Origin of the sequence: Kitasatospora cystarginea, assembly GCF_039533515.1 — a bacterium.
In the GTDB taxonomy this organism is placed as follows: domain Bacteria; phylum Actinomycetota; class Actinomycetes; order Streptomycetales; family Streptomycetaceae; genus Kitasatospora; species Kitasatospora cystarginea.
Map to the genome: position 1 here is coordinate 128,477 of NZ_BAAATR010000019.1, position 26,149 is coordinate 154,625.

General features: G+C 72.2%; 20 protein-coding genes. 7 read left to right on the plus strand and 13 right to left on the minus strand.

Annotation, left to right across the window (positions count from 1 at the left end; genetic code table 11):
* Window positions 1-4: 4 nt before the first annotated feature.
* Window positions 5-1,240, plus strand: coding sequence for a D-alanyl-D-alanine carboxypeptidase family protein (locus ABD369_RS21465; RefSeq protein WP_344638098.1), 1,236 nt, complete (start codon window positions 5-7; stop codon window positions 1,238-1,240).
* Between the two features lie 44 nt (window positions 1,241-1,284).
* On the opposite strand, the gene ABD369_RS21470 is transcribed toward ABD369_RS21465, so the two are convergent.
* The 5 genes from ABD369_RS21470 to ABD369_RS21490 all read right to left on the minus strand — a co-directional run bounded on the left by ABD369_RS21470 (window position 1,285) and on the right by ABD369_RS21490 (window position 8,432).
* Window positions 1,285-2,142, minus strand: a complete 858-nt coding sequence (locus ABD369_RS21470; protein WP_344638099.1) for a class I SAM-dependent methyltransferase — start codon at window positions 2,140-2,142, stop codon at window positions 1,285-1,287.
* A 34-nt stretch (window positions 2,143-2,176) separates the two neighbouring features.
* On the minus strand, window positions 2,177-3,088 hold the full coding sequence (locus ABD369_RS21475) for a YihY/virulence factor BrkB family protein (RefSeq protein WP_344638100.1): 912 nt from the start codon (window positions 3,086-3,088) through the stop codon (window positions 2,177-2,179).
* 134 nt (window positions 3,089-3,222) lie between these two features.
* On the minus strand, window positions 3,223-4,962 hold the full coding sequence (locus ABD369_RS21480; protein ID WP_344638101.1) for a hypothetical protein: 1,740 nt from the start codon (window positions 4,960-4,962) through the stop codon (window positions 3,223-3,225).
* A gap of 185 nt (window positions 4,963-5,147) precedes the next feature.
* Entirely contained in the window at window positions 5,148-7,142 is a 1,995-nt protein-coding gene (locus tag ABD369_RS21485; RefSeq protein ID WP_344638102.1) for a hypothetical protein, read from the minus strand.
* Between the two features lie 273 nt (window positions 7,143-7,415).
* A complete protein-coding gene (locus tag ABD369_RS21490) occupies window positions 7,416-8,432 on the minus strand; it encodes a glycosyltransferase family 2 protein (RefSeq protein WP_425557709.1) in 1,017 nt (338 codons plus the stop codon).
* Window positions 8,433-8,747: 315 nt separating this feature from the next.
* Between ABD369_RS21490 and ABD369_RS21495 the strand changes: the two genes are divergently transcribed.
* The 3 genes from ABD369_RS21495 to ABD369_RS21505 all read left to right on the plus strand — a co-directional run bounded on the left by ABD369_RS21495 (window position 8,748) and on the right by ABD369_RS21505 (window position 15,788).
* Window positions 8,748-9,416, plus strand: a complete 669-nt coding sequence (locus ABD369_RS21495; protein WP_344638103.1) for a class I SAM-dependent methyltransferase — start codon at window positions 8,748-8,750, stop codon at window positions 9,414-9,416.
* A gap of 132 nt (window positions 9,417-9,548) precedes the next feature.
* Window positions 9,549-13,136 (plus strand): bifunctional glycosyltransferase/CDP-glycerol:glycerophosphate glycerophosphotransferase, encoded by a 3,588-nt coding sequence (locus tag ABD369_RS21500; RefSeq protein ID WP_344638104.1) that lies wholly within the window; start codon window positions 9,549-9,551, stop codon window positions 13,134-13,136.
* Between the two features lie 264 nt (window positions 13,137-13,400).
* Window positions 13,401-15,788, plus strand: coding sequence for a CDP-glycerol glycerophosphotransferase family protein (locus ABD369_RS21505; RefSeq protein ID WP_344638105.1), 2,388 nt, complete (start codon window positions 13,401-13,403; stop codon window positions 15,786-15,788).
* Window positions 15,789-15,815: 27 nt separating this feature from the next.
* Here ABD369_RS21505 and ABD369_RS21510 read toward each other — a convergent pair whose 3' ends face one another.
* The 6 genes from ABD369_RS21510 to ABD369_RS21535 form a co-directional block, all read right to left on the minus strand.
* Entirely contained in the window at window positions 15,816-16,373 is a 558-nt protein-coding gene (locus tag ABD369_RS21510; RefSeq protein WP_344638106.1) for a 2'-5' RNA ligase family protein, read from the minus strand.
* 7 nt (window positions 16,374-16,380) lie between these two features.
* A complete protein-coding gene (gene trpS, locus ABD369_RS21515; protein WP_344638107.1) occupies window positions 16,381-17,418 on the minus strand; it encodes a tryptophan--tRNA ligase in 1,038 nt (345 codons plus the stop codon).
* A gap of 30 nt (window positions 17,419-17,448) precedes the next feature.
* Window positions 17,449-18,762: a hemolysin family protein gene (locus tag ABD369_RS21520; protein ID WP_344638108.1), complete on the minus strand. Its 1,314-nt coding sequence runs from the start codon at window positions 18,760-18,762 to the stop codon at window positions 17,449-17,451.
* Between the two features lie 109 nt (window positions 18,763-18,871).
* The gene (locus ABD369_RS21525) at window positions 18,872-19,861 is read right to left on the minus strand and encodes a malate dehydrogenase (protein WP_344638109.1); all 990 of its coding nucleotides are present in this window, start codon (window positions 19,859-19,861) and stop codon (window positions 18,872-18,874) included.
* A 205-nt stretch (window positions 19,862-20,066) separates the two neighbouring features.
* Window positions 20,067-20,459, minus strand: coding sequence for a DUF3017 domain-containing protein (locus ABD369_RS21530; protein WP_344638110.1), 393 nt, complete (start codon window positions 20,457-20,459; stop codon window positions 20,067-20,069).
* Window positions 20,460-20,500: 41 nt separating this feature from the next.
* Window positions 20,501-21,358, minus strand: a complete 858-nt coding sequence (locus ABD369_RS21535) for a bifunctional methylenetetrahydrofolate dehydrogenase/methenyltetrahydrofolate cyclohydrolase (protein WP_344638111.1) — start codon at window positions 21,356-21,358, stop codon at window positions 20,501-20,503.
* 248 nt (window positions 21,359-21,606) lie between these two features.
* Here ABD369_RS21535 and ABD369_RS21540 point away from each other — a divergent pair, with 248 nt between their 5' ends.
* The 3 genes from ABD369_RS21540 (at window position 21,607) to ABD369_RS21550 (ending at window position 23,307) form a co-directional block, all read left to right on the plus strand.
* Window positions 21,607-22,017: a hypothetical protein gene (locus ABD369_RS21540; protein ID WP_344638112.1), complete on the plus strand. Its 411-nt coding sequence runs from the start codon at window positions 21,607-21,609 to the stop codon at window positions 22,015-22,017.
* Between the two features lie 2 nt (window positions 22,018-22,019).
* Window positions 22,020-22,445 (plus strand): DUF2752 domain-containing protein, encoded by a 426-nt coding sequence (locus tag ABD369_RS21545; RefSeq protein ID WP_344638113.1) that lies wholly within the window; start codon window positions 22,020-22,022, stop codon window positions 22,443-22,445.
* 169 nt (window positions 22,446-22,614) lie between these two features.
* Window positions 22,615-23,307: an RDD family protein gene (locus ABD369_RS21550; RefSeq protein ID WP_344638114.1), complete on the plus strand. Its 693-nt coding sequence runs from the start codon at window positions 22,615-22,617 to the stop codon at window positions 23,305-23,307.
* Between the two features lie 140 nt (window positions 23,308-23,447).
* Here the strand turns inward: ABD369_RS21550 and purH are convergent, their stop codons facing one another.
* Both purH and purN read right to left on the minus strand, forming a co-directional pair.
* Window positions 23,448-25,028: a bifunctional phosphoribosylaminoimidazolecarboxamide formyltransferase/IMP cyclohydrolase gene (gene purH / locus ABD369_RS21555; protein ID WP_344638115.1), complete on the minus strand. Its 1,581-nt coding sequence runs from the start codon at window positions 25,026-25,028 to the stop codon at window positions 23,448-23,450.
* 69 nt (window positions 25,029-25,097) lie between these two features.
* Window positions 25,098-25,763 carry a phosphoribosylglycinamide formyltransferase gene (gene purN, locus ABD369_RS21560; RefSeq protein WP_344638116.1) on the minus strand — a complete coding sequence of 222 codons (666 nt, stop codon included), beginning with the start codon at window positions 25,761-25,763 and terminating at the stop codon, window positions 25,098-25,100.
* Window positions 25,764-26,149 lie beyond the last annotated feature (386 nt).

Sequence of the window (26,149 nt, forward strand, 5' to 3'; positions counted from 1 at the left end):
CTTCGTGCGATCAGCCTGTCACCTTGCGTACCGCTGCGCGGCGGTCGCCGCCGCCGTCTCACTCTGCGCCGCCGCGGCGGCCCCCCTCGAGGAGCAACCGCCACCGGGCCTGTCGAAGATCGGCGGCGCCCGGCTCGCCCTGGCCGGCGTCCAGGTCTCCCCCAAGGCCGGGGCGCCGGCCCTTCCGGGGGGTCTGACCGGCCGTGCCTGGCTGGTGGCGGACGCCGTGAGCGGCGAGGTGCTGGCGGCCCAGAACGCCCATGTGCGACTGCCCCCGGCCAGCACGCTGAAGATGCTGTTCGCGGACACCGTGCTGCCCAGGTTCCCTCGCGATCAGGTGCACAAGGTCGCCCACGGGGAGCTGGCCAGCCTCGGCGCGGGCAGCAGCCTGGTCGGGGTGAAGGAGGACCTCGACTACCGGGTCGAGGACCTGTGGCGCGGCGTCTTCCTGAGCTCGGGCAATGACGCGGTGCACGTGCTCGCCCACATGAACGGCGGGATCGACAAGACCGTCGCCCAGATGCAGGCCAGGGCGGACGCGATGGGCGCCCATGACACCCATGTGGTCTCCCCCGACGGCTACGACGCGGAGGGCCAGCTCTCCTCGGCGTACGACCTGACGCTGTTCGCCAGGGTCGGACTGCGCAACACGGACTTCCGCTCGTACTGTTCGACAAAGCAGGCCACCTTCCCCGGCGCCTACGACAAGACCACCGGCCAGCGCGCCAGCTACGGCATCGCCAACACCGACCGGCTGCTCGGCCACTACCCCGGCCTGATCGGCGTCAAGAACGGCTACACCACCAACGCCGGCTCCACCTTCGTCGGCGCCGCCGAGCGCGACGGCCGGACCCTGCTGGTCGCGGTGATGCACCCCGAGACGTACATGAAGGTGTACGAGGAGACGGCGGCGCTGCTCGACTGGGGTTTCGCGGCCGAGGGCAAGGTCGCTCCGGTGGGGCAGCTGGTGGACGAGCCCGCCGGGAAGGCGGAGAGCCCGGGCAGCCGGGGGGCGCACGGCGCGGCGGGGAGGACCCGGACCGTCCAGGCCGCACGGGACGAGGTGGACGCCGGCGGCTGGATCGCCGCCGGGCTGTGCGGGGCGGCCGGGGCGGCTGCGCTGTGCGGGCTGCTGGTGCGGCGCCGTCGGGCCCGGGCCAGGGCTCTGCGGGCCGTGGCGGGGCCCGGGTCCGACGGCTCGGAACAGCCGGTGGGTGCGACCCCGGGGTCGCACGACTGACCGGGCGAACGGTCCGGGGCACGGGGCTGCCGGGGCAGACCGGCTTAGCCCTGGAGGCGGTGCCGGGCCCGGCGCAGAGCCCGGGTGGCGATCGGCGGGAGGACGTCGAGGGCGAGGCGGCGGGGAGTGGAGCGGCCGACCGGCCCGGGGGCGGGCTTGGCGGGATCCTCCCAGGCGAGGCGGTGGAGGGTCCGGCCGGCGATGGTCTCCTCGTCCATGCGGAAGCCCTCGCCGCGCCAGTCGCGGACGCACAGCTCCCGCTTGAGGGCTTCGGCGTCGCCCCAGGTGCCGTAGAACTTCTCGGGCGTCAGGCAGACCGGCTGCAGCCCGTGATCGAAGACGGCCTCCCAGACCGCGGCCGCCACCCCGGGGGTGTGCTCGGAGCGGTAGTCGTCCAGGGCGATCAGGCCGTCCGGGCCGAGGGCCGCTCGGGCCACCTGGATGTCGCCGGCGACGTGCTCGTACAGGTGCGAGGCGTCCACGTGGACGAAGCGGCAGCTCCCGGCGGGGATGCGCCCGTCGGCGAGGGCCGAGGTCGGGGCCTGGACCACGGTCGGCAGTTTCGGGTGGAAGGCCAGGTAGTTGGCCTCGAAGGCGCGGCGGGTCAGCGAATCCCGGTACGACATGGCCATTTCGGCGGAGTTGTCGTCGTCGGGCGCGTCGGAGTCGAAGAGGTCGCAGACGGTGAGGCTCTCGCCGGGCTGGAGGTGTTCGCCGAGCAGGATCGCGCTGCGGCCGAGGTAGGTGCCGAGCTCCAGGATGTCGCCCCCGGTGCCGGCAGCGGTCTGACGCTCCAGCATCCAGCCGAACACCTCCTGGTCGGCCTTCCAGAACCACCCCGGCACGTCGTCCGGAGTACGGGGCGCGGGGGCGGAAACGGGGGCGGTGTCAGCGCTGGTCAATGAGTGCCTCCAGGGAGGGTAGGCGGGGGGAGGGTCAGTCCCGGGTGGCGGCCAAGGCGGTTCTGGCCTGTTCGGCGGCGCGTTCACGAGCGGCTTCGGGGTCGTCCAGGGCGGTCCAGGAGACGCAGTACATCAGTAGCCGGGAAACGAAGTTGATCCAGAGCAGCAGGGCGATCGGAACGGCGAAAGCCCCGTAGACGCTCCGGCCCGCCACCTTACTGAGGTACGAGGCGAGCGCAACCTTCAGTACCTCGAAACCCACCGCGCCGATCAGCGCGCCGGACAGTACGGCTCGCCGGCGCTGCCCGCCGATCCTGGGGAACGGGCTCAGCAGGTAGGCGAACAGCACCAGGTCGGCGGCGACCGCGATCAGGAAACCGACGACGGCCAGCAGATAGCGGCCGGGGCCGCTCTGGGACAGGCCGAGCCACCCGGCGAGGCGCTGGGCCAGCGTGCTGCCGACGGCGGAGGCGACCATCGAGACGGCACAGACCAAACCGAGGCCCACCAGGACCACGCAGTCCCAGACCTTTCGCAGGATGAAGTTGCCGCCCTCCTCGGGGAGTTGCCAGATGTCACGGATCGATCCGCGCATGGTGTTCACCCAGCCGAGGCCGGAGAGCAGCAGCACCGCGGCGCTGACCACGCCGATGGTCCCGGCGTTGGCGGCCACCTCGTTCAGGTCGAGCGAGTTGGAGATCCCGGGCAGCTGCTTGGCGATGTCGCCCTGCAGCTGCTGCACGCGCGCGTGCGAGAGCGTCCCGACGGCGACCGCCATAGCCACCGTGAGCAGCGGGAAGAGCGCGAGGAAGCCGAAGAAGGTGACGGCCCCGGCGAGACGGTTGCTCTTGAGGGCGGTGAAGTGCTCGTACACGCGGTAGGGGCGGCTGCGCAGCACTCGGGCCACCACCGGGCCGATCAACGGCAGTCGGGTCAGAAAGTCCATCGGCGCACTCCCGCCTGGCAGGGCAGTCGACAGGGACAGCGGACGGTAGGGGTGGATACGCGGAGCAGAGCCCTGTATATCCCGGCCGGCCGACGGGGTGGCAACGGCGCTCCGCGGACGGGCCGTTGCGGGCCTCAGCCGGGCCGGTCGGTGAACGGCGCGGTGCCTCCGCAGTAGGTCGGCCAGTCCTTGGCCTCGACGTTGCCGCACCAGAGCCGGGTGTTCCTGCTGTCCTGCGGCCGCCAGTCCGGGTGCGGTGCGGCGCAGGTGTGGCCGGGAGCGTACGACGGGCAGCTGCCGTCGGCCCGTTGCAGCAGGTGCGCACGGTAGGCGTCGATGCCCATGGTGTCGGTCTGCGGGCCCTGCGGCATGTACCGGTTGGCGGACCAGGACGCGGCCATCGCCCCGAACACGGCGAGCGAGCAGAGCGAGCCCGCCGCCAGGCGCCGGCCGAGGAAGCGCGGGAGCTTCACCCGCCGCTCGGCGGTCAGCCGCAGCCAGGCACCGCGGGCCCCGCCGGCGAGCAGCATGGCCGAGAGCACGGTGAGGGCGATCAGCGCGTACAGGATCAGCCAGGTGGTGCGCGGGTAGAGCATGACGGCCTGGTCGCGCTCCATGTGCCCGGCGAACCAGAAGCGCAGCAGCCAGGCACCGACCAGGCAGCCGACGGCGGCGATCACCGGGGGCCGGCGCAGGCCGAGGGCCAGGGCGAGGCCGGTGCCGGTCAGCACGAGCAGCGCGAAGGTGGTCTGTCCGGCGAGTTCCCCGGGCGGCGGCCACGCCCAGGCGGCGGGCCATCCGGAGCGGTCGGAGCGCCAGCCGAGGACGTACGCCGGGTCGATGTAGACGTCGAAGTAGGCGTAGCGGTCCACGGTGTCGGCGCCGTGCTCGGCGAGCTTGACCAGCAGCGGCGAGCCGACCGCGGCGGCGGTGGCCGCGGCGGCGCCGAGCAGGCCGGCCGCCCTGGCCAGGGCGGCGGAGCCCTGACGCCACGGTACGAGCAGCAGGACGGCCACCAGGACACCGGGGGCGGACCAGACGAACCAGCCCGAGTAGCACAGGAAGAGCAGACCGAGGACGGCGCCGAGGGCCGCGCCGCGCAGCGCAGCGGTGCGGACGGACATCCGCGGCGCGTGGGCGAGTTCGGTGAGCAGGCGGCCGATCAGCGGCAGCAGCACCACCATCACCAGGTGGCTGTACGGCCGGATGGGGTCGAGGAAGAGGACGGCTGCGGGCAGCGCGACGGCCAGTGCCCAGGCGGGGCGGAGCAGGGTGCGCCAGGCGAGGTAGCACAGCGGGCCGAGGACGGCGCTGAGCAGCAGCTGGAGGTCCTTGAGGGCGTAGCCGACGTGGCCGCCGCGCAGGTACCGGGCCCATTCGGCGAGCAGCACGATGAAACCGGGCGGGTAGACGTCGGGCAGCCCCTCGCCGCGCAGGAAGGACGCGGCGTAGCCCAGCAGGGTGCCCGGGTCGCCGTCCTGGCCGCCGAGGCCCCAGGGGGTGCCGCGCAGGGCGACGGCGATGCCGCCCGCGACGATGCCGGTGCCGAGCCCCGCGACGACGGCGCAGCCGAGACGCAGCACCAGCTGCCAGCGGTGGCCCCGGGCTCGGTGGGCGGCCCACAGGACGGCGGTCAACAGCGGGACGGCCAGCACGGCCGCCCGGAACTGCAGCACCGCCAGACCGCTGACCTGGCCGACCCTGATCAGCGGGTTCACCTGGATGTTGCGGGACCAGAGCATGAAGCCGACGGCGACGGCGAGGGCGGTGGCCGCCTCCGCCGCGGCGGGCAGCCGGCGGGCCGGTGCACCGGGCGTGGCCGGCCGCGGGCCGGGTGGGGCGAGGTGCGGTTCTTCGGTTGCCTCGGTGGCCACATCGGGCATGCTGCTTCGCTTCCGTCGGGGAGGGGGCGCGTAGTGCGGGTACCCGGTCGCACCGTCGGGGGGCGCCGCGCGGCGCTCCGGCACTGCCTTCGGCGTAACGAGGTGTCACCCGGATGGGGCATCGATTTGTGATCCGATTAGCCCGAATGGGGCACCCGGGGTCGCTCACCGACGTTTCAGCGGACGATCGGACCGATCAGCGGGCGGCCGTCGCCGGTGTAGCGGACCAGGACGACCTCCAGGCGGCCGGCACGGCCCGGCCCGGCGAGCCGCGCGGTGGCGGCCGCCAGGGCGGGGTCGTCGAGGTAGACCCGCAGCGGGGCCGGGGAGCGGTCGGCGAATTGGACGATCTCCTGCGGGGTGCGGCGCCAGCGGCCCCAGATCCAGGCCCGCCAGGAGCGGCCGTTGTCGCGGGCGAGCACCCCGAGCCAGAGGTTGCCCTCGTAGAAGCGCGGGTCCTCGCCCTGCCTCGGCTCGGTGAGCAGCACGCCGATCCCGGGGTCGGGCACCGGGCGGGTGACGTGGACCGCGGTGACCAGGGAGGCGCTGAACGGGGCCGCCCGGTCCCCGTGCAGATAGCCGGCGAACCGGCTGGTCTGCCAGCCGCTGGTCCCGTCGTCGGTCTGGGAGTTGAGCACCAGCGCGGCCAGCACCACGAGGGCGGCGGCCCCCGCCCGGACGGCCCGCGCCGGGTTGCCGGCCGCCGTGCGGCCGCGCCCGGGCGGGCCGAACAGCGGGAGAGCGGCGGCACCGAGCGCGATCAGGCCGACCACGACCAGCTGGTGCAGCAGCTTCTCGTAGTAGTACTCGGTGTGCCCGGTGCTGGCGAGCTGGTACTGGCGCAGGGCGACGACCAGCCCGGCCACCGTGGTCACGGCGCAGAGCGCGGCGCGCCGGACGGCGTTGCGCCGGGCCGCCGCGGTGAGCAGCCCGAGGACGGCCGCCGCGAGCAGCGGCAGCAGCAGGTGCCGCACCACCGGCAGCGCGCCGCCCGGCATCGCCAGCACGGCGGGCGAGTTGGCTTGCCGCCAGTTGGCCAGGACGGGCAGTGCGGCGGCCGTGCCGGTGAGGGCGGCAGCGGCGGCCAGGGCGGCCCGGCGTACCGGCCGCAGGCGGCGGCAGTGCACCACCGCCCAGATCAGCAGCAGCGGGACGGCGGTGACCAGCAGCAGGTAGTACGAGAAGGAGATCCCGACGGTCAGCGCACCCAGCAGCAGCAGCTGTTCGCCGGGGCGGGCGAGCGGACGCAGCACCAGCGCGGTGAGCAGCGCGAACAGGGTGAGGCCGAAGATCTCGCTCTCGAAACCCGAGAGCAGCAGCCCGGTCGCCTCGTCCAGCACCAGGTAGCCGCCGGTCAGCGCGCACAGCAGCAGTACCGCCCAGCCGCCGAACGCCGGCCCCGCTGCCCGGCAGGCCGCCCAGAGCACGGCGGCCACGCAGGCCGCCAGCACCGTCCCGGTGAGCAGGGTGAAGGTGCCGAGGGAGGTGAGCGCGGGCGGTGCTCCGGTGCCGCCGCGCACGAAGCCGGTGAGCGCGGCCAGCACCAGGTGGCTGCCCTGCGGGTAGCTCTGGAAGCCGTCCTGCAGGGCGACGGCGGCCTGCTCGCGGTGGAAGACCAGGTAGCCGCCGAACCTGAGCACGGCGTCGTAGAGCGCGAAGTGCCGGGCCAGGTCCTCGCCGTGGAACAGGACGGCCAGGCGGCCGGTGGCGTCCTCGCCGAGCAGCGGGCGCAGGCAGCACCAACCGGCGGCGGCGAAGGCGAGCAGCAGCAGGCGGTCGGTGAGCGGGAGGGCGAGTCGGGGCGGCGGCCCGGGGCGGGTCAGCGCGAGGGCGGCCAGCGGCAGGGCGGTGGCCTCGGCGAGGGCGACCGGGTGCAGGCCCCACGGCCAGAGCGAGGCGAGGACGCCGAGCAGGCAGCCCCAGCCGGTCAGCAGGCCGGCGGACAGGACCAGCCGGTCGAGCGTCGTGAGGCGGGAGCGGAACCGGGCCGCGGTGGCGCACCAGAGCAGGGCGAGGGTGAGCGGGTCGACGCGGAGCAGGTGGAGCACCGGCGGGGCGAGGAGCAGTACGGCCGCGGGGACCAGTCCGGGCGCCACCGGCCTGAGGGGACGGGTGAGGCGGGGCACCGCGCCCTTGGAGTCCTCGGGGGCCTGGGTCGCCGCGTCGGGCATGGTGATCCGCTTCCGTCGGTCGTCGAGGCCGGGGCAGAAGCGGCGGCGCTCAGCCGGCGGGCGGGCCCCGGCGCACCGAGGTTGGCACAGTCCGCAGCTCCCCTCCGCCACTTCCGGTCCCCCGCCCGCGACGACCACCCGCATGGGCGACGCCCCGCGCCGGTCACCGTCGCTGCGGGGTGCGGGCGAGCGCGCGAGGGAATGCGCGTACGTCCGGCCGGGCCGCCGGGTCCGTGCTCCGCACGGCTCCCCCAGTCCCGGGGCGGGCGTGCGTCAGAAGATGCGCCGGGCGGCGAGGGTGGCGGCGTGGCGGGTGCGGGCCAGGGCGCGGATGGTCTGGTAGGCCAGGTAGCGACCCTGGCTGAGGAGCTCGGTCCGGACGCTGCCGGTGCCCGGGGTCGGGTGGTAGTCGGCGGGCCGCAGGCGGGCGCAGTGGCGGGCGGCCCGGCGGAAGTACTCGCGGCGGTCGCCCGGGGGGATCCGGCCGGGCTTGCTGACCACGGTGTTGAGGTGGTGCAGCATCCGGCCGTAGACCACGGGCCGCCAGTGGGCGAGGTCCTCCCGGCGGTCGAGGAAGGCGAAGACTCGGTCGTACTGGTCGAAGACGTCGAAGTGCTTGCGGGACGCGGTGGCGAGTATGTTGCCCCCGCTCTCGCGCTGGCGGTAGTGGACGCCGACCTGGTCGAGCACGGTGATCGAGCGGGCGGCGAGCAGGGCCGGGAAGGTCCAGGGGGTGTCCTCGTAGTAGCCGGCCGGGAAGGTCAGGCCCTGCTCGTCGATGTAACTGCGGCGGTACGCCTTGTTCCAGACCACCATCAGCAGTTCCAGCAGGTCGGGCCGGTCGTCGAGGGTGAAGACCTCGGGCCCCGGGCGGGCGAAGACGGGGGCGGAGCTGCTGCGCACCACGCGGCCGTCCCAGTAGGTCCGGGCGTAGTCGTAGACCAGGATCTCGGGGTCCGCGCAGGCCTTCAGGCGTTCCTCGACGGCCTCGAGCAGGCCTGGCGTGAGGGTGTCGTCACTGTCGAGGAAGATCACGTAGTCGCCGGCGGCGGCCTCCAGGCCGGCGTTGCGGGCGCGGCCGAGTCCGACGTTCTCCGCCAGGTGCAGTACCCGGATGCGCTCATCGCACTCGGCGGCCCCGTCCAGGATGGCGCCGCTCCCGTCGGGCGAGTGGTCGTCGACCGCGATCAGCTCGAAGTCCGCGAAGGACTGGCTGAGCACCGAGTCGAGACATTCGGTCAGGTACTCCTCGACCTGGTAGACCGGGACGATCACGCTGAAACGGGGCATTGGACTCTTTCCCACGGGGACACGAGGGCCGCCGGAGATCACCGGGCCGCCGACGACGCAGGCCAGGTTCGGCCTGGGGAGACCGGAAACGGAACAGCCCGGTTATGGGCATGATCCGTACCCCCGGCGGCCACGACCGACTCTCCCACCAAGCGCGTAACGAATTGGCGCAATCTCGGTTACCAGCGTCGTACCTTCGGGTGAATCACACGGGCGACAACTTCGCCACCCCTCTACTCTCCGTCACAACTCGATCTCCTATCAACCCTGCCGCACCCGGAACCGACCGGCCGGCACCCCGGAGAGGCCACCGCCATGTCCGAAACCCACGAACCGCCGCAGCCCTCCTCCTCCGCACCGGGCGCCTGCGCCCCCGGCCGCAGCGGCACCGGGGAGGCGACTGCCGGCGCCTCGTACACCGAGCGGCTGGTCACCCTGGAGCGGTCGGGGTTCAAGCGACTGCTGCCCACCCAGGCCCCCTACCGCTGGAACCTGCGGCGGCTGCGGCTCGGGCGGGTGCTGGACGTCGGCTGCGGGGTCGGCCGGAACCTGCAGCACTGCGCGGCGGGCAGCGTCGGCGTGGACCACAACGAGACCTCGGTGGCCACCGCCCGGGCGCGGGGTCTGGAGGCCTACACCGCGGCCGAGTTCGAGAGCGACGCGGGCCTCGCCCGGCCGGGCGCCTTCGACAGCATGCTGGTCGCGCACGTGCTGGAGCACCTGGACGAGGCCACCGGTGCGGAGCTGCTGAAGAGCTACCTTCCGAGTGTCCGCCCGGGCGGGCGGGTGGTACTGATCACTCCGCAGCCGGCCGGGTACCGCTCGGACCCGACGCACGTCCGCTTCGTCGACTTCGGTGGCCTGCGCGGGCACGCCGAGAACGCGGGGCTGGCCGTGCTGCACAGCTACTCCTTCCCGCTACCGGAGGCCGTGGGGCGGGTGTTCAAATACAACGAGTACGTACTGGTGGCCCGCCTCCCCTGAGCTGCGACCGCGCCCGGTCGCGGCTATTCGGTCACTTTCGGGCGGTACTATCCGCCCGTGTGCCGGCTCCGGACCGCCCATGGTCGGCCCGAGACCGGTCGCCAAGCCCCCGATGAAAGGCCCGCGCAGCCGATGGCCCCCCGCCTCTCCGTCGTCGTCCCGATCTACAACGTCGAGCGCTATCTGGAGGAGTGTCTGGACTCGATCGCGGCACAGACGTATCCCGACTTCGAGTGCGTCATGGTGGATGACGGCTCCAAGGACGGCAGCGCGGCCATCGCCGAGGCGTACGCCGCCAAGGACGCGCGGTTCCGGCTGGTGCGGCAGGAGAACAAGGGCCTGGGCGCGGCCCGCAACACCGGCTACCGGCACATCGCCGAGGGCACCGAGTTCCTGGCCTTCGTGGACAGCGACGACACCCTGCCGCCCAGCGCGTACGAGCTGATGATCGGCACCCTGAACGAGACCGGCTCGGACTTCGCCACCGGCAACGTGCTGCGCTTCCGCGCGATCGGGTACTACCAGTCGGGGGGGCACCGCAAGCCGTTCAAGGAGACCAGGCTGCGGACCCACATCACCGAGATCCCCTCGCTGGTGACCGACCGCACCGCGTGGAACAAGGTCTACCGCCGCTCGTTCTTCGACACCGCCGGTGTGCTCTACCCCGAGGGCATCCTGTACGAGGACGCGCCGGTCAGCGTGCCGCACCACTACCTCGCCCGCAGCGTGGACGTGCTCTCCGAGCCGATCTACCACTGGCGCGAGCGCGAGGTCGGCGAGATGTCGATCACGCAGATGCGGACCAACCCCAAGGGCCTGATCGACCGGGTGAAGTCGATGGAGCTGGTCCGCGCCTGGCTGCTGGAGCAGCAGGACCCCAAGTACCGCCGCTACCTGCGCTCCTACGACGAGAACAACCTGGTCGAGGAGATCCCGATGTTCTTCTCCTCGGTGCTGGAGGGGGACCAGGACTACCGCGACGCCTACCGGGAGTGCGTCAGCCGGCTGCTGCGCGCGATCGGCCCCGAGCAGGTCCGCAAGCTGCGCGCACCGTTGCGGCTCAAGTACCACCTGACCCTGCAGGGGCGGATGGACGAGCTCGTCGAGCAGTTGCGCTTCGAGAAGGACAGCAACGGAGCCGCCCCGGCGCGCGGTCTGCTCCGCCCGTACGCCGACTACCCGTTCCTGCGCGGCGGCCGCAAGAGCGTGCCGACCGACGTGCTGCGGCTGGACAACGCGCTGGTGATGCGCAGCCGGCTGTACGACTCCGCCTGGGAGGACGGCAAGCTGCGGATCACCGGGCACGCCTTCCCCGAGCACCTCGGTGCCGAGCACAAGCACGACATGGTCAAGGTGCTGGTGCTGCGCGAGGCCAAGGGGCACCGGGTGCTGGCCGTGCAGACCAGGGCGATGTACAGCCCGGAGGCCACCGCCAGCTCCCCGCACGACCTCTACAGCTGCGACTGGGCCGGCTTCACCGCGGTGATCGACCCGGGGCGCCTCAAGAGCCGGGGCCGTTGGAAGGACGGCTCCTGGCGGGTGCTGATCGCCGGTTTCGGCAAGGGCGGCGTCTACAAGGGCCGGATCTCCGGCGGCTGGAGCGACACCGCAGAGTACCCGCCGGTGCACTGGGTCGAGGACGACGTCCGGATCGTGCCCTGGCTCAAGGACAACCACGTCTACCTGCGGGTCGAGCAGGTCCGGGCCCGTGCGGTGCAGGTGGACTCGGCCGGCGGCGAGGTGCACCTGGCCGGCTCGGTGCGCTCCGGTGCCGACCTGGCCGGCGCCGAACTGCGGCTCAAGCACGTCGAGTCGGACCGGGAGCTGCTCTTCCCGCTGAAGCTCGGCACGCCCGCCGGGCGGACCGTACCGTTCACCGCGAACTTCCCGATCGCCGAGCTGACCGCCGTCCGCGAGGCCTGGGACGCGCTCGACCCGTCCTCCGCCGACCGGATGCGCGACCGCTGGGACACCGAACTGCGGATGGCCGACGGCTCCACCGTGCCGTTGGTGATAGACGACCGCCGGGCGCCGGCCCAGCTGAACGTGCCGATCGACCACCGGTCGGCCGGGGCGGCTTCCGGCACCGCGCGCGGCGGTCGGCGGGCGCTCTACTCCAAGCCCTCCCCCAGCGGGTACCTCCAGTTCTGTGACCAGGCGCTGCAGCCGGTCGTCGAGGAGGTCACGGCCGCCCGGGACGACGACGGCTTCCTGCTCAGCGGCAGCTTCCCGCTGCCGGGCACGCACCGGTACGAGCTGGTGATCCGGCACAACTGGCAGGAGGAGGAGCACAGTTACCCGGTGGAGATCGCCGAGGGCCGGTTCCGGGCCGCGCTGCCCGCCGTGCCCACCGCCTCCTTCGCCGGACAGGTACCGCTGCGCCGGGGCACCTGGGAGGTCTTCTTCCGGCCGGCCGGCGCCGCCGCCGACGGCGCCTGGCCGCAGGTGGTGCTGGCGCCGTCCTGCCACGGCTCGCTGCCGCTGGAGGTGGAGGCCAGGGGCAAGCGGATCGCCCTGGAGCGCCGCCGCCACGACATCCTCTCTCTGGAGGCGCACGCCGACCTGCTGCCGGAGGAGCGCAGCGGCTACCGGCAGCGGCAACTGCGCCATGAGTTCGCCGAGTTCCAGCGCCGTCCGCTGACCGACACGGTGCTCTACCTCGCCTCCAGGACCGGGCGGTACGGCGGCTCGCCGCGCGCCGTGCACGAGGAACTGGTCCGCCGCGGCGAGAAGCTGCGTCACCTGTGGACCGCGGACGACCGGCAGGCCGACCTGCCGCGGACCGCGGAGTCGATCCGGTGGGAGTCCACCGAGTGGTTCGAGGCGCTGGCCACCGCCAAGTACGTGGTGACCGGCGACCATCTGCCCGAGTTCTTCGAGCGCCGCCCGGGCCAGGTGGTGCTGCAGACCTGGCACGGCACCCCGCTGAAGCGGATCGGCCACGACTTCGAGAAGGTCTGGTTCACCGACGCCCAGTACCTGCGGCACCTGGAGCACGAGGTACCGCAGTGGAGTCTGCTGGTCGCGGCCAACCGCTGGTCGGCGCCGGTGCTGCGGCGGGCCTTCCGCTACCAGGGCGAGATCCTGGAGAGCGGCTACCCGCGCAACGACCTGCTGTTCGCCTCGGACCGGGAGAAGACCGCCGAGCGGGTGCGCGAGCGGCTCGGCCTGCCCGAGGGCAGGAAGGTGGTGCTGTACGCGCCGACCTTCCGCGAGGACCGGCGCCGCCCGCAGGGCGGCTACCAGCTGGACCTGCGGCTCGACCTGGCCGCCGCGCAGGCCGCCCTCGGCGAGGACCAGGTGCTGCTGGTCCGCGGCCACGAGGTGATGTGCGGCCAGATCCCGGGCGCCGGCAACGGCTACCTCTGGGACGTCGGCACCTACCCCGACATGGCCGAACTGCTGCTGATCGCCGACGTGCTGGTCACCGACTACTCCTCGGCGATGTTCGACTTCGCCAACACCGGCCGCCCGATGCTCTTCTTCACCCATGACCTCGCCCACTACCGGGACAACCTGCGCGGCTTCAGCTTCGACTTCGAGGCCGAGGCCCCGGGGCCGCTGCTCGCCACCTCCGGCCAACTCATCGACGCCCTGGGCCGGGTGGACGCACTCGCCGCCGAACACGCCGACAGGTACGCCGCGTTCCGCGAACGCTACTGCGACCTGGACGACGGCCAGGCCTCGGCCCGAGTGGTGGATGCCCTGCTGGAGAACTGAGCCGAAAAATCAAAAATAAAAACTGAACATAATGGCGGCCGGGCAGCTTTCCGAAAGCCCGGCCGCCACATTTCCGCTGTCAATTTGAAAATTGACCCGCCCGTCGGCCGTGGTGTGAGATAACGGGATATCAGCAGGGCTCTCGACTCCCGCAGCGCGAAGGGCATTGAGGTGCCTCGACCTTCCTTTGCCAGATCCCTCGTATTCTCCGTCCCGCTCCCCCGCCGGGCGGCGCTCACCGGCCCGGCCGATCCCGCCCCCCGGATGGGCATCCGCTCCGCCGCCTGGGTCGACGGACTGCTCGAACTGGTCGGCCACGCCCACGTCCCCGGACGCAGCGCCGACCGCCTCGGCACCGCCCGCACCCTGATCACCCTGCACCGCCCCGGCCGCCGCCGGCTCACCGTGCTGCGCACCACCCCCCGTTACCTCCCCGAGATCACCGACGAACTCGCCGAAGGAGGCCTCAACCTCGACTGGGCCGGGTTCGCGGTCCGGATCGATCCGGCGCTGCTGCGGCGCGGCGGTCACTGGGAGGACGGCGTCTGGCGGATCGGCGGCCTGCTGCTGGACGGGCTGCGCCCTTGGCCCGGCGACTTCACCGCCCACTGGTGCGGCTCGGGCGAGTACCCGCCCGCCGCCTGGGTGGCCGAGGGCGTACAGGCCATCCCGTACTTCCGGGGCGGCCAGCTGTGCCTACGGGTGGAGACCGCCCGCGCCCGGGTCAGCGCCACCCGCACCGTCGGGGACAGCATCGAACTGGCCTGTCTGAGCAGCCGACGGGCGGAGGGGGCGACCGTCCGGCTCAACCACCGCCAGTCCCCGGCCGTCATCGCGCTGCCCGTGCTGCCCGGTCCGGGCCGCAGCCTCACCGTCCGGATCCCGCTCGGCGCCTTCGAGCTCAGCGGCCGCCCCGAGCCCGACCCGGCCGAGACCGCGCACTGGGACCCGGTCCTGCACTACCCGGACGGCCGGACGGAGCCCCTGGTGCTCGACCACCCGTCGGGCGGCCTGGCCGCCCAGTTCGCGCTCCCCGCCCCCGGCCGCACCCTGCGCCTTAAGCACCTCGCCGACAGCCATCTACAGCTGTGCGAGCAGCGCTGCGTCCCGGTGGCGGACACCGTCGCCGCCATCCCCGAGGGCTTTCTGCTCACCGGCCACTTCCCGCAGCCCGGGGCGGGGCCGCACGAACTCGTGCTGCGCCACGGCGGCGGCCTGGACGAGCAGTCGATCGGCGTCGAACCGCTCGCGGGCGGCCGGTTCCAGGCCCGGCTGCCGATCACCGCCCCCACCTCGTACGGCGGTCGGCTACCGCTGCGCAAGGGCGTCTGGGACGTCCTGATCCGGCCCGCAGGCGACCCCGGGGGCGAGCAGCCGGTGGCGCTGGCCCCCGACGTGCTGCACGTGCTGCCGCTGGCGGCCGAGGCCCGGGGCAAGCGGGTCCTGCTGCAGCGGCGCTGGCACGACACCCTGATCGTGGACTCCACCCCCGTCCTGCCCGCCGCCGAGCGCAGCGCCCACCGCCAGCTCGGACTCCGCTCCCAGAGCTACCCGGCGGCCAGGGTGGAACCGCTGCGCGAAGCCGTGCTGTACGACGTCTTCGGCGGGCGCGGGTACGCCGACTCCCCGCGCGCGGTCCACGCCGAACTGGCCCGGCGCGCCAGCGGGCTGCGCCACCTGTGGACGGTGGACGACGCGCAGGCCGAACTCCCCGACGGCGTCGAGGCGGTGACCGTCTGGAGCGCCGAGTGGTACGAGGCCCTGGCCACCTGCCGCTACCTGGTCGGAAACACCCACTTCCCCGAGTTCGTCCGGCGCCGGGACGGCCAGGTCCTGCTGCAGACCTGGCACGGCACCCCACTGAAACGGATCGCCCACGACGTCGCCACCGGCTGGCTGGACGGCGACGGCTACCTGCGTCGCCTCGCCCAGGAGGTGCCGCAGTGGAGCCTGCTGCTGTCCCCCAACTCCTTCAGCACCCCGATCCTGCGCCGGGCCTTCCGCTACGACGGCGAGATCCTGGAGAGCGGCTACCCGCGCAACGACCTGCTCGCCCGCCCGGACGCCGCGCTGGCCGCGGCCGTGCGCCGGCGGCTGGGCATCCCGGAGGGCAGACGGGTCGTGCTGTATGCGCCCACCTGGCGCGAGGACGCCAGGAGCGGTGACGGCTACCGGCTGGACCTGCGGCTCGACCCTCAGGCGGCGCGCCGGGCGCTGGGGGCGGACCACGTCCTGCTGGTCCGGCCGCACTCGCACGTGCTCCAGCGGTGTCCCGGCCGCGGGGACGGCTTCCTGTACGACGTCGGCGACTACCCCGACACGGCCGAACTGCTGCTGATCGCCGACGTGCTGGTCACCGACTACTCCTCGGTGATGTTCGACTTCGCCAACACCGGCCGCCCGATGCTCTTCTTCACCCACGACCTCGCCCACTACCGGGACGACCTGCGCGGTTTCTACTTCGACTTCGAGGCCGAGGCGCCGGGCCCGCTGCTCGCCACCTCCGGCCAACTCATCGACGCCCTGGGCCGGGTGGACGCACTCGCCGACGAACACGCCGACAGGTACGCCGCGTTCCGCGAACGCTACTGCCACCTCGACGACGGCCGGGCCGCTGGGCGGGTCGTGGACGCCCTGCTGGAGCACCGCTAGCCGCACGGGTCCGGTGCCCCGGAAGTCTCACCCCTGGCCGAAGAGGTAGCCGCGCCAGGGCCGCCAGACCTCGTCCGCGTCGAAGCGGGACAGGCAGAACCCCAGCACGTCGAAGGCGGCGTGAAAGGTCCGGGCCTTCTCGTACGCCGCGTCGAGGACCTCGTCGGGAAGGCCGTGGGCGACCGTGACGTGCGGGTGGTACGGGAAGGCGAGCTCACGGGCGAGCGGCCCGGAGCGGACGGCGGCCTCCAGCACCCGGCACTCCTGGGCGCCCTCCTCCACCCGGATGAAGACCACCGGGGAGACCGGGCGGAAGGTGCCGCTGCCCTGGAGCAGCATCGGGAAGACGGCGTGTTCGGCGGCGACCGCGCTCAGGTGCTTCTCGATGTCGGGCAGCCGCTCGCACGGGACCTCGGTCGGCGGCAGCAGGGTGACATGGGTGGGTATCGAACGGGCGAGCGGGTCACCGTGGCCGTCGCGGGCGTCCTGGATAGCACTGCCGTACGGCTCCGGGACGGTTATGGACACACCGATGGTGACGGCCTCCGGGAGGTCGCCACCACCGGGAAGTGAGCGCGAGGGCATCAGCGCGTCAGCGCTTCGGCGCCAGGAAGCCGATGCGGTCGTAGACCGTCGCCAGGGTCTGCGAGGCGACCTCGCGGGCCTTCTCGGCGCCGAGGCCGAGCACCCGGTCCAGCTCGGCCGGGTCGTCCAGGTAGGTCTTGGTCCGGACCTGGAACGGGGTGACCCACTCGGTGAACAGCTCGGCCAACTCGGTCTTCAGGGCGCCGTACATCTTGCCCTCGAAGTGCTCGACCAGCTGCTCGATCGACTGGCCGCTGAGCGCGGAGTGGATCCGCAGCAGGTTGGAGACGCCGGCCTTGTTCTCCTCGTCGTAGGAGACCACGGTGTCGGTGTCGGTGACGGCGCTCTTGAACTTCTTGGCGCTGACCTTGGGCTCGTCCAGCAGGTTGATCAGACCCTTGGGCGAGGCGGCCGACTTGCTCATCTTCGCGGTCGGGTCCTGGAGGTCCTGGATCTTCGCCGTCTCCTTGAGGATGTACGGCTCCGGCACCGTGAAGGTCGGGCTGTAGCGGGTGTTGAAGCGGTCGGCGAGGTCGCGGGTGAGCTCCAGGTGCTGGCGCTGGTCCTCGCCGACCGGGACGGCGTCCGCCTGGTAGAGCAGGACGTCCGCGACCATGAGGACCGGGTAGGTGAACAGGCCGACCGTGGTGCTCTCGGCGCCGTGCCGGGTGGACTTGTCCTTGAACTGGGTCATCCGGGAGGCCTCGCCGAAGCCGGTGAGGCAGTTCATCACCCAGGCGAGCTGCGCGTGCTCGGGCACGTGCGACTGGACGAAGAGGGTGCAGTGCTCCGGGTCCAGGCCGGCGCCGAGCAGCTGCGCGGCGGAGATCCGGGTGTTCTGGCGCAGCGCCTCCGGGTCCTGCGACACGGTGATCGCGTGCAGGTCGACCACCATGTAGAAGGCGTCGTTCTCCCTCTGCAGGTCGACCCATTGGCGCACTGCGCCCAGGTAGTTGCCCAGGTGGAAGGAGCCTGAGGTGGGCTGGATGCCGGAGAGCACCCGGGGACGGTCCTTCACCGGACCGGTGACCGCTGCGTTGACCATGTGGGCCATTGTTCCAGCTCCACCTCCCGGTCAGGAAACGTCTGCGCCTGGAGGGTCGGACAGTGTGACCGCACTCACCTTGATGCGTTCGATCCGGCGGCCGTCGAGCTTGGCCACGGTTAGCCGCACCCCGTCCTCGGTGACGGTCTGGTCGCCCGCCTTCGGCAGCCGTCCGAGCGCGCTCACCAGGTAGCCCGCCACGGTCTCGTACGGGCCCTCGGGGAGGGTGACGCCGGTCTCCTCGGCGAAGTCAGCGAGGTTGAGCAGGCCGTCCAGCTCCATGCCGCCGCCGTCCAGCCGGCGGGTGGCGGTGGTGTCCTGGGCGTCGTACTCGTCGCGGATCTCGCCGATCACCTCCTCGACCAGGTCCTCCAGGGTGACGATCCCGGCGGTGCCGCCGTACTCGTCCACCACGATGGCCAGGTGGTGGCCCTCGCGACGCATCTCGCTCATCGCCTCCAGCACCCGCTTGGTGGCGGGCAGCAACTTGACCGGGCGGGCGATGTCGCGGATCCGCACCGCCTGACCGCCCTTGGCGCCGTACAGGTCGCGGACGTGCACGAAGCCGACCACGGCGTCGTACGAGCCCTCGACCACCGGGTAGCGGGAGTGCGGGGCGGAGGCGGCCTCCTCGCGGACCTCGGTGAGCACCCGGTCGGCGTCCAGGAAGGTGACCTCGGTGCGCGGCACCATCACCTCGCGCAGCTGGCGTTCCCCGGCGGCGAACACGTCGGCGATCAACGCCCGCTCGTCACTGCCGAGTTCGGTGTTGGCGGCGACCAGTCCGCGCAGTTCCTCCGAACTCATGCTGCCGCGCCCGGCCTTCGGATCGCTGCCGAGCAGCCGGACCATGAGGTTGGTGGAGTGCCCGAGCAGCCAGATCACCGGGCGCAGCGCCACGGACATCACGTCGACCACCGGTGCGGCCAGCACCGCGATGGAGTCGGCACGTTGCAGGCCGATCCGCTTGGGGGTCAACTCGCCCAGCACCAGCGAGACATAGCTGATCACCAGGGTCAGCCCGACCAGCGCCACGGCGTCCGCGATTCCCGGGGCCAGGCCCAGCCGGGCGATGTAGGGGGCGGCCTTGCCGGCCAGCGTGTCCGCGCCGAAGGCGGCGGACAGGAAGCCCATGCAGGTGACCCCGACCTGGACGGCGGCCAGGAACCTGTTGGGGTCGGCGGCGAGGTGTGCGGCCCGGACGGCGCCCCTGGTGCCGCGCGCCTCCAGCTCGCGGATCTGGCCCTCGCGCAGCGAGATCAGTGAGATCTCGGCGACGTTGAACAGGCCGCCCAGCATGATGAAGACCAGGACGAGGGCAGCGTCCTGCAGGGTTTCGCTCACATCGGTTCAGTCTACGGCCGCGGCCGGGCGCCTCCCGTTATTCCTCACGAGCCAAAAGGCTCGTGAGGGGGGTGGGTGGCACCCGGCCGCGTCATGCCGCGGGAGCGGCTCAGATGAGGCCGAGCTCCTGGACCGCGTCGCGCTCCTCGATCAGCTCGCCGACCGAGGCGTCGATGCGGGCGCGGGAGAACTCGTTGATCTCCAGGCCCTGGACGATCTCGAACTTGCCGTCCTTGCAGGTGACCGGGAAGGAGGAGATGATGCCCTCCGCCACGCCGTAGGAGCCGTCGGAGACGATGCCCATCGAGGTCCAGTCGCCCTCGGCGGTGCCGTTGACCCAGGTGTGCACGTGGTCGATGGCGGCGTTGGCGGCCGACGCGGCCGAGGAGGCGCCACGGGCGTCGATGATGGCGGCACCGCGCTTGGCGACGGTCGGGATGAACTCCTCGGCCAGCCACTTCTCGTCGTTGACCTCGGCGGCGGCGTTCTTGCCGGCGACCTCGGCGTGGAAGATGTCCGGGTACTGGGTGGCCGAGTGGTTGCCCCAGATGGTCATGCGCTTGACCTCGTTGACGGTGACGCCGAGCTTCTTGGCCAGCTGGGCGACCGCACGGTTGTGGTCCAGGCGGGTCATCGCGGTGAAGCGGTCGGCCGGGACGTCCGGCGCGTTGCGCTGGGCGATCAGGGCGTTGGTGTTGGCCGGGTTGCCGACGACCAGGACCTTGATGTCGTCCGCGGCGTGGTCGTTGATGGCCTTGCCCTGCGGGCCGAAGATGCCGCCGTTGGCCTGCAGCAGGTCGCCACGCTCCATGCCGGCGGTGCGCGGACGGGCGCCGACCAGCAGCGCGACGTTCGCGCCGTCGAAGGCCTTGTTGGCGTCGTCGGTGATGGTGATGTCGCGCAGCAGCGGGAACGCGCAGTCGTCCAGCTCCATCGCGGTGCCCTCGGCGGCCTTGACGCCCTGCGGGATCTCCAGCAGGCGGAGGTTCACCGGCACGTCGGCGCCGAGCAGGTGGCCCGAGGCGATGCGGAAGAGCAGCGCGTAGCCGATCTGGCCGGCCGCTCCGGTGACGGTGACGTTGACGGGGGTGCGGGTCATTTTTACCTTCTCCAGCAAATCGCCAGTGCCCCAGGCACATCGGCGCTGGAGCCGAGGATGATCTCTCGACATCGAGAGATCCGCCGTCAGGTTATCGCAAGGCGTCCTCCCGGAGCGCGTACGGGCCCGGTTGTTGCGTCACAGACGCACCGGGCCCCGCCCGCGGTGCGGACGGGGCCTCGGCGCCCGACGGGAGGGACTGTGCTCAGTAGTGCCGGCGGCCGATGAGCTGGCCGATGTTGTCCAGTACGGACAGGTGCAGCCAGGGGTCCGGCTGGGTCACCAGGGTCAGCAGCACGATCACCGCTCCGAGGAAGCTCAGCACCGAGATGTCGGTGAACCGGCTGCGCACCGCCAGCATGCCGACCTCCGGCAGCAGCAGGCGCAGCACGGCGGCCAGCAGCAGCGAGCCGCCGACCGTGAGCAGCCCGGCCTTCGTCAGCAGACCGGACTTGGAGTCGCCGAACCAGGCGATGGCGAGTCCGGTGCAGGCCACCGCCAGGACCAGCGTTATCGGCCACTGCCGGACCGGCAGGGGGTGGCTGTAGTGCAGCGCCGTCCCCGAGCCCTCGGGGGGCAGGGTGCCCGTGGTCTTCACCGGCCGACGCCTCGACCGGTTCACCTTGATCCCCATCCGGCTCAGCGACCGGCGCGGCGCTCGGCCGCCTCGACGATGTTGTTGAGCAGCATCGCGCGGGTCATCGGGCCGACCCCGCCGGGGTTCGGGGAGATCCAGGCGGCCACCTCGGCCACGCCCGGGTCCACATCGCCGACGATCTTGCCCTCGGCGTCCCGGCTGACGCCCACGTCCAGCACGGCCGCACCCGGCTTGACGTCCTCCGGCTTGACCAGGTGCGGCACACCGGCGGCGGCCACGATGATGTCGGCCTTGCGCAGGTGGTAGGCCAGGTCACGGGTGCCGGTGTGGCACAGGGTGACGGTGGCGTTCTCGCTCTTGCGGGTGAGCAGCAGACCGATCGAGCGGCCCACGGTGATGCCGCGGCCGAGCACGACCACCTCGGCACCGTTGATCTCGACCTTGTGCCGGCGCAGCAGCTCCACGATGCCCAGCGGGGTGCACGGCAGCGGGCCCTCGATGCCCAGCGCGAGGCGGCCCAGCGAGGTGGGGTGCAGACCGTCGGCGTCCTTGTCCGGGTCCATCAGCTCCAGGACCGGGTTCTGGTCCAGTCCCTTGGGCAGCGGCAGCTGGACGATGTATCCGGTGCACGCCGGGTCGGCGTTGAGCTCGCGGACGACGTCCTCCACGTCCTGCTGGGTGGCGGTCGCGGGCAGCTCGCGCTGGATGGAGGCGATGCCGACCTCCGCGCAGTCCCGGTGCTTGCCGTTGACGTACCAGCGGCTGCCCGGGTCGTCGCCGACCAGGACGGTGCCGAGGCCGGGGACGATGCCCCGTTCCTTGAGAGCCGCGACGCGCACGGCCAGTTCGGACTTGATCGCGGCGGCGGTGGCCTTGCCATCGAGAATCTGGGCAGTCATGGCCCCATTGTCCTGGATCCCCCCCGGTGCCCGCGTCACCGCCCCGGCGGCGTCGGAAGTACCGTTCGGGAGGACGTAGCGTGGGTTTCGGGTTGCGGTTGCGCCACAGTTGGGCGCCGCGCCGGAACTCGGCTGGACACCGCCGCGCGGGCCGGTTGACGATAGGGACTTGTAATCTCCGCCGCCGCTCGCTACGTCCGTGACGGGCCGTAGGAGACGACGGGGAGATCCCGGGGGAAGAGAAACAAGTGAGCAATCCGTACCAGACGCCGCCGTCCGATCCGTACGGCGGATACGGCGGCCCGCCGCAACAGCCCTACGGCGCACCGCAGTACCAGCAGCAGCCGCAGCCCGGCTACGGCTACCCGCAGCAGCCGGTGCCGCAGCAGCCGTTCACGGCCCCGCCGTTGGCGCAGACACCGCAGCGGGACTCCTACGCCACCGCCTCGGTGGTGCTCGGCTTCCTCGCCATCGTGCTCTCCTGCGCCTACCTTGGCTTTCTCGGACTGATCGGACTCGGCCTCGGCATCGCCGCGCTGAACCGCTCGGCCGCCACCGGGACGGGCCGGGGCGTGGCGGTCGGAGGGATCGTGCTCAACGCCCTGGGCATCCTGATCTCCGTCGCCATGGTCGTCCTCTTCACGGTCATCTACAAGTAGCCGTGTCCGCCACTACTGTGACGGTGCTGCGGGACCGCTGGCGCCGCTCGGAGGAGCGGCTGTCGGGGGCGGTTCTGCGAGTGCTGCTGCGCGGGGGAGGCGGTGCGGCGGCCGCCCTGGCGGTGGCCCGACTGCACGACGTGCACGACCCGGGAGCGCTGTGCATGCTGCGCCGGTTCACCGGGATCCCCTGCCCGGGCTGCGGCAGCACCACGGTCTTCATCGAGGCGGGGCACGGCAATTGGGCGGCCGCGCTGGCGGCCAACCCGGTCACCGTGGTGGCGGCCATCGGCTTGCTGTTCGCCCCGCTCGGCCCCGGGCGCTGGTGGTGGCAGCTGCCGAACGGCCGTCGGAACGTCCTGCTGGGCACGGCGTTGACGGTCTCCTGGCTGTGGCAGCTGCACCGGTTCGGCTTCCTCCATCTCTGAGGTCGCGTCGGCGCTCCTCATGCGCACGGATTTCCGGGCGATGCCGACCCTGTCTCGGTGTCAGCCCGGTCCGCTAAGGTCCCACCCGGTCGGCACGCTCAACTGCCCGTCCGCACCGGGATTCTCCTGTCCCACCCGTCCCAACATCCCAAACCGCTCGGAGGCACCGATGAGCTACCCGCCCGACCCGAACAACCCGTACGGCCAGCAGCCCCCGCAGCCCGGCTACGGCTACCCGCAGCAGTCCCCGCCGCCCGCCCCGGGCTACGGCTACCCGCAGCAGCAGGCCCCGGCCCCGGGTTACGGCGCCCCGCAGCCCGGCTACGGCGCACCGCAGCCCGGCTACGGCGGCATCCCGCAGCAGCCGGGTCCGTACGGCAACGCCGGCATGGTGCAGAACTTCTACGCCGGCTGGGGCAGCCGGGTGGTCGCCCGCATCATCGACTCGATCGTGATCGGCATCATCCCCGGCATCATCCTGTTCGTGCTGAAGCCGAAGACCAAGGTCGACTGTTCGGCGCTCATGTCGCCGGGCGGCCACTGCGTCACCACCACCACCGGTGGCGTCAACCCGGCCGTCTACAACGTGGTCCAGGGCGCGATGATGATCCTCATCTGGGCGATCCTGGCCCTGATGAAGAGCCAGATGGGCCAGTCGCTGGGTCAGAAGGCCGTCAACATCCGCATGGTCCGCGAGGACAGCGGCCAGCCGCTGGGCTTCGGTGCCGCCTTCGCCCGCGAGGCACTGCACCTGCTGGACGAGCTCAGCTGCTGCGTCGGTTTCCTGTGGCCGCTGTGGGACGCCAAGAAGCAGACCTTCTCCGACAAGATCATGGGCACCGTGGTCGTCAAGTCGCAGTAACTGTCCGGCGGTTACCGCAGGCGAGAGGCCCTGCACTCCCGAGCGGAGGGCAGGGCCTCTGCCTTGGACCGGCCGGCGACAGGGCCTGTCCGAAGCCGGCCGGGGCCGGCCGGAACCGAAAGGCCCCGGCCGGCCCGGCATCAGTGGAAGAAGTGCCGGGTGCCGGTGAAGTACATCGTCACCCCGGCCTCGGCGGCGGCCGCGATCACCAGCTCGTCGCGGATCGAACCGCCCGGCTGGACAATGGCCTTGACCCCGGCGGCGATCAGGATCTCCGGGCCGTCCGGGAACGGGAAGAAGGCGTCGGAGGCCGCGTACGAGCCCTTGGCCCGCTCGCCGGCCCGCTCGACCGCCAGCTTGCAGGAGTCCACCCGGTTGACCTGGCCCATGCCGACGCCGACCGAGGCGCCGTCCTTGGCCAGCAGGATCGCGTTGGACTTGACGGCCCGGCAGGCCCGCCAGGCGAAGGCCAGCTCTGCCAGCTCGGCTTCGGACAGCGCCTCACCGGTGGCCAGGGTCCAGGTCGACGGGTCGTCGCCCTCGGCGTGGATCCGGTCGGTCTCCTGCAGCAGCACACCGCCGGAGATCGGACGGGCCTCCTTGCGGTTGCACGGGGCGTCCGGGGCGACCAGCACCCGGATGTTCTTCTTCTGGGCCAGCACCTCGACCGCGCCGTCCTCGTAGGCGGGGGCGACGACGACCTCGGTGAAGATGGGCGCGATCTGCTCGGCCAGCTCCACGGTGACCGGACGGTTGACCGCGATCACACCGCCGTAGGCGGAGACCGGGTCGCACTCGTGCGCCTTGCGGTGCGCCTCGGCGACGTCCTTGCCGACGGCGATGCCGCACGGGTTGGCGTGCTTGATGATCGCGACGGCCGGCTCGGTGTGGTCGTACGCGGCCCGGCGGGCCGCGTCGGTGTCCACGTAGTTGTTGTAGGACATCTCCTTGCCGTGCAGCTGCCGGGCGCCCGCTAGGCCGCCGCTGCCGTCGGTGTAGAGCGCCGCCGCCTGGTGCGGGTTCTCGCCGTAGCGGAGCACGTTCTGGCGCTCGAAGGCGGAGCCGAGGAAGGCCGGGAAGGCGCTCTCGGACTCGGTGTAACCCGAGGTCTCGAACCAGTTGGCCACCGCCACGTCGTAGGCGGCGGTGTGCGCGAAGGCGGCGGCCGCCAGGCGCTTGCGGGTCAGCAGGTCGAAGCCGCCGGAGCGGACGGCGTCCAGGACGTCGCCGTACCGGGCCGGGTCGACCACCACGGCCACCGAGGGGTGGTTCTTGGCGGCGGCGCGGACCATCGACGGGCCACCGATGTCGATCTGCTCGACGCACTCGTCCGGGGTGGCGCCGGAGGCGACGGTGGCCTTGAACGGGTAGAGGTTCACCACGACCAGGTCGAAGGGCTCGATCTCCAGCTCGGCCAGCTGGGCCCGGTGCGTCTCGAGGCGCAGGTCGGCGAGCACGCCGGCGTGCACGCGGGGGTGCAGCGTCTTCACGCGCCCGTCCAGGCACTCCGGGAAGCCGGTCAGCTCGGAAACCTCGGTCACCGGGACGCCGGCGGCGGCGATCCGGCCGGCGGTCGAACCGGTGGAGACGATGGCGACCCCGGCGGCGTGCAGGCCCTGGGCGAGCTCCTCCAGACCGGTCTTGTCGTACACGCTGATCAGCGCGCGGCGGATCGGCCTCACGTTCTCGGAGACGGGGGGCGTGGTGGAGCTGGCACTCATGCTCCCACCTCGCTGCGCTCGGCGGGCGCTGCGCGCCGGGCACCCCGCTCGATGATTCCTTCGCTGCGCTCACTCATGTGCCGGGATCCATACCTTTCGGTCCTCGATGCGGTGACCTTCGCGGGCCAGGCGGCCCACGACGTCGACGAGCAGGGTGCGCTCGACAGTCTTGATGCGCTCGTGCAGCGCTTCGCCGCCATCGGCGTAGTCGGCGTCCTCGACCTGGACGACGCCCTGCGCGATGATCGGCCCGGTGTCCACTCCGGCGTCGACCAGGTGGACGGTGCAGCCGGTGACCTTCACCCCGTACGCCAGCGCGTCGGTGACACCGTGAGCGCCGGGGAAGGAAGGCAGCAGGGCGGGGTGGGTGTTGACGATCCGTCCGGAGAACGCGGTGAGGAACTCGGCGCCGAGGATCTTCATGAAGCCGGCCGAGACCACCAGGTCCGGCTGGTAGCCGAGGACCGAGGCGGTCAGCGCGCGGTCCCAGTCGGCGCGCTCGGCATGGTCCTGGACCCGCTGGACGAAGGTGGGGATGCCCGCCTGCTCGGCACGCCCCAGCCCCGCGATCCCGGTCCGGTCGGCGCCCACGGCGACGATCTCCGCTCCGAACGCCGGGTCGTCGGCGGCGTCGATCAGCGCCTGCAGATTGGTGCCGGAACCGGAGACCAGGACCACCAGACGGGCCGGTCCCGGCGTACGCGGCGGGAAGACTTGGGCGGAAGCAGCGGCCACTGCGCGATTCTCCGTACGTCGTTGCTCGCTGGTACATCCACCGTCGGTGGGGCCACTACGAGCGGCGAACATGTCATGAGCGGATCCTGGTTGCCGGGACGCGCGCTGCACTGCCGGGGCCCCGGGAACCCTTCCGAGCTGCTGACCGTCACCACGATAACGGCTGGTCGGAGGCCTTCCGTACGCACCTGGCAGCGCTACGCGCGTAGTTGAGACGGGGATCTCGATGATCGGCTCGGCCGCTCCGCGGGTGCGGAGCACCGACCGGCTCCGCGGACCCCGCGCACCCCGGGGTGGCGCAGGTCGGCAGGGCGGCGTCAGGCCCGAGGCGGCCTGCGGGATCATTGGTTGCGCGGCCCCGCACCGACCCGTCCCCGACGGCGCAC

Excerpts from the sequence above, each read along its gene's own strand:
- ABD369_RS21475 (WP_344638100.1), bottom strand. The coding sequence starts at position 3,088 with ATGGACTTTCTGACCCGACTGCCGTTGATCGGCCCGGTGGTGGCCCGA.
- ABD369_RS21485 (WP_344638102.1), bottom strand. The coding sequence starts at position 7,142 with ATGCCCGACGCGGCGACCCAGGCCCCCGAGGACTCCAAGGGCGCGGTG.
- ABD369_RS21490 (WP_425557709.1), bottom strand. The coding sequence starts at position 8,432 with ATGCCCCGTTTCAGCGTGATCGTCCCGGTCTACCAGGTCGAGGAGTAC.
- ABD369_RS21495 (WP_344638103.1), top strand. The coding sequence starts at position 8,748 with ATGTCCGAAACCCACGAACCGCCGCAGCCCTCCTCCTCCGCACCGGGC.
- ABD369_RS21500 (WP_344638104.1), top strand. The coding sequence starts at position 9,549 with ATGGCCCCCCGCCTCTCCGTCGTCGTCCCGATCTACAACGTCGAGCGC.
- ABD369_RS21505 (WP_344638105.1), top strand. The coding sequence starts at position 13,401 with ATGGGCATCCGCTCCGCCGCCTGGGTCGACGGACTGCTCGAACTGGTC.
- ABD369_RS21510 (WP_344638106.1), bottom strand. The coding sequence starts at position 16,373 with ATGCCCTCGCGCTCACTTCCCGGTGGTGGCGACCTCCCGGAGGCCGTC.
- trpS (WP_344638107.1), bottom strand. The coding sequence starts at position 17,418 with ATGGTCAACGCAGCGGTCACCGGTCCGGTGAAGGACCGTCCCCGGGTG.
- ABD369_RS21525 (WP_344638109.1), bottom strand. The coding sequence starts at position 19,861 with ATGACCCGCACCCCCGTCAACGTCACCGTCACCGGAGCGGCCGGCCAG.
- ABD369_RS21535 (WP_344638111.1), bottom strand. The coding sequence starts at position 21,358 with ATGACTGCCCAGATTCTCGATGGCAAGGCCACCGCCGCCGCGATCAAG.
- ABD369_RS21550 (WP_344638114.1), top strand. The coding sequence starts at position 22,615 with ATGAGCTACCCGCCCGACCCGAACAACCCGTACGGCCAGCAGCCCCCG.
- purH (WP_344638115.1), bottom strand. The coding sequence starts at position 25,028 with ATGAGTGCCAGCTCCACCACGCCCCCCGTCTCCGAGAACGTGAGGCCG.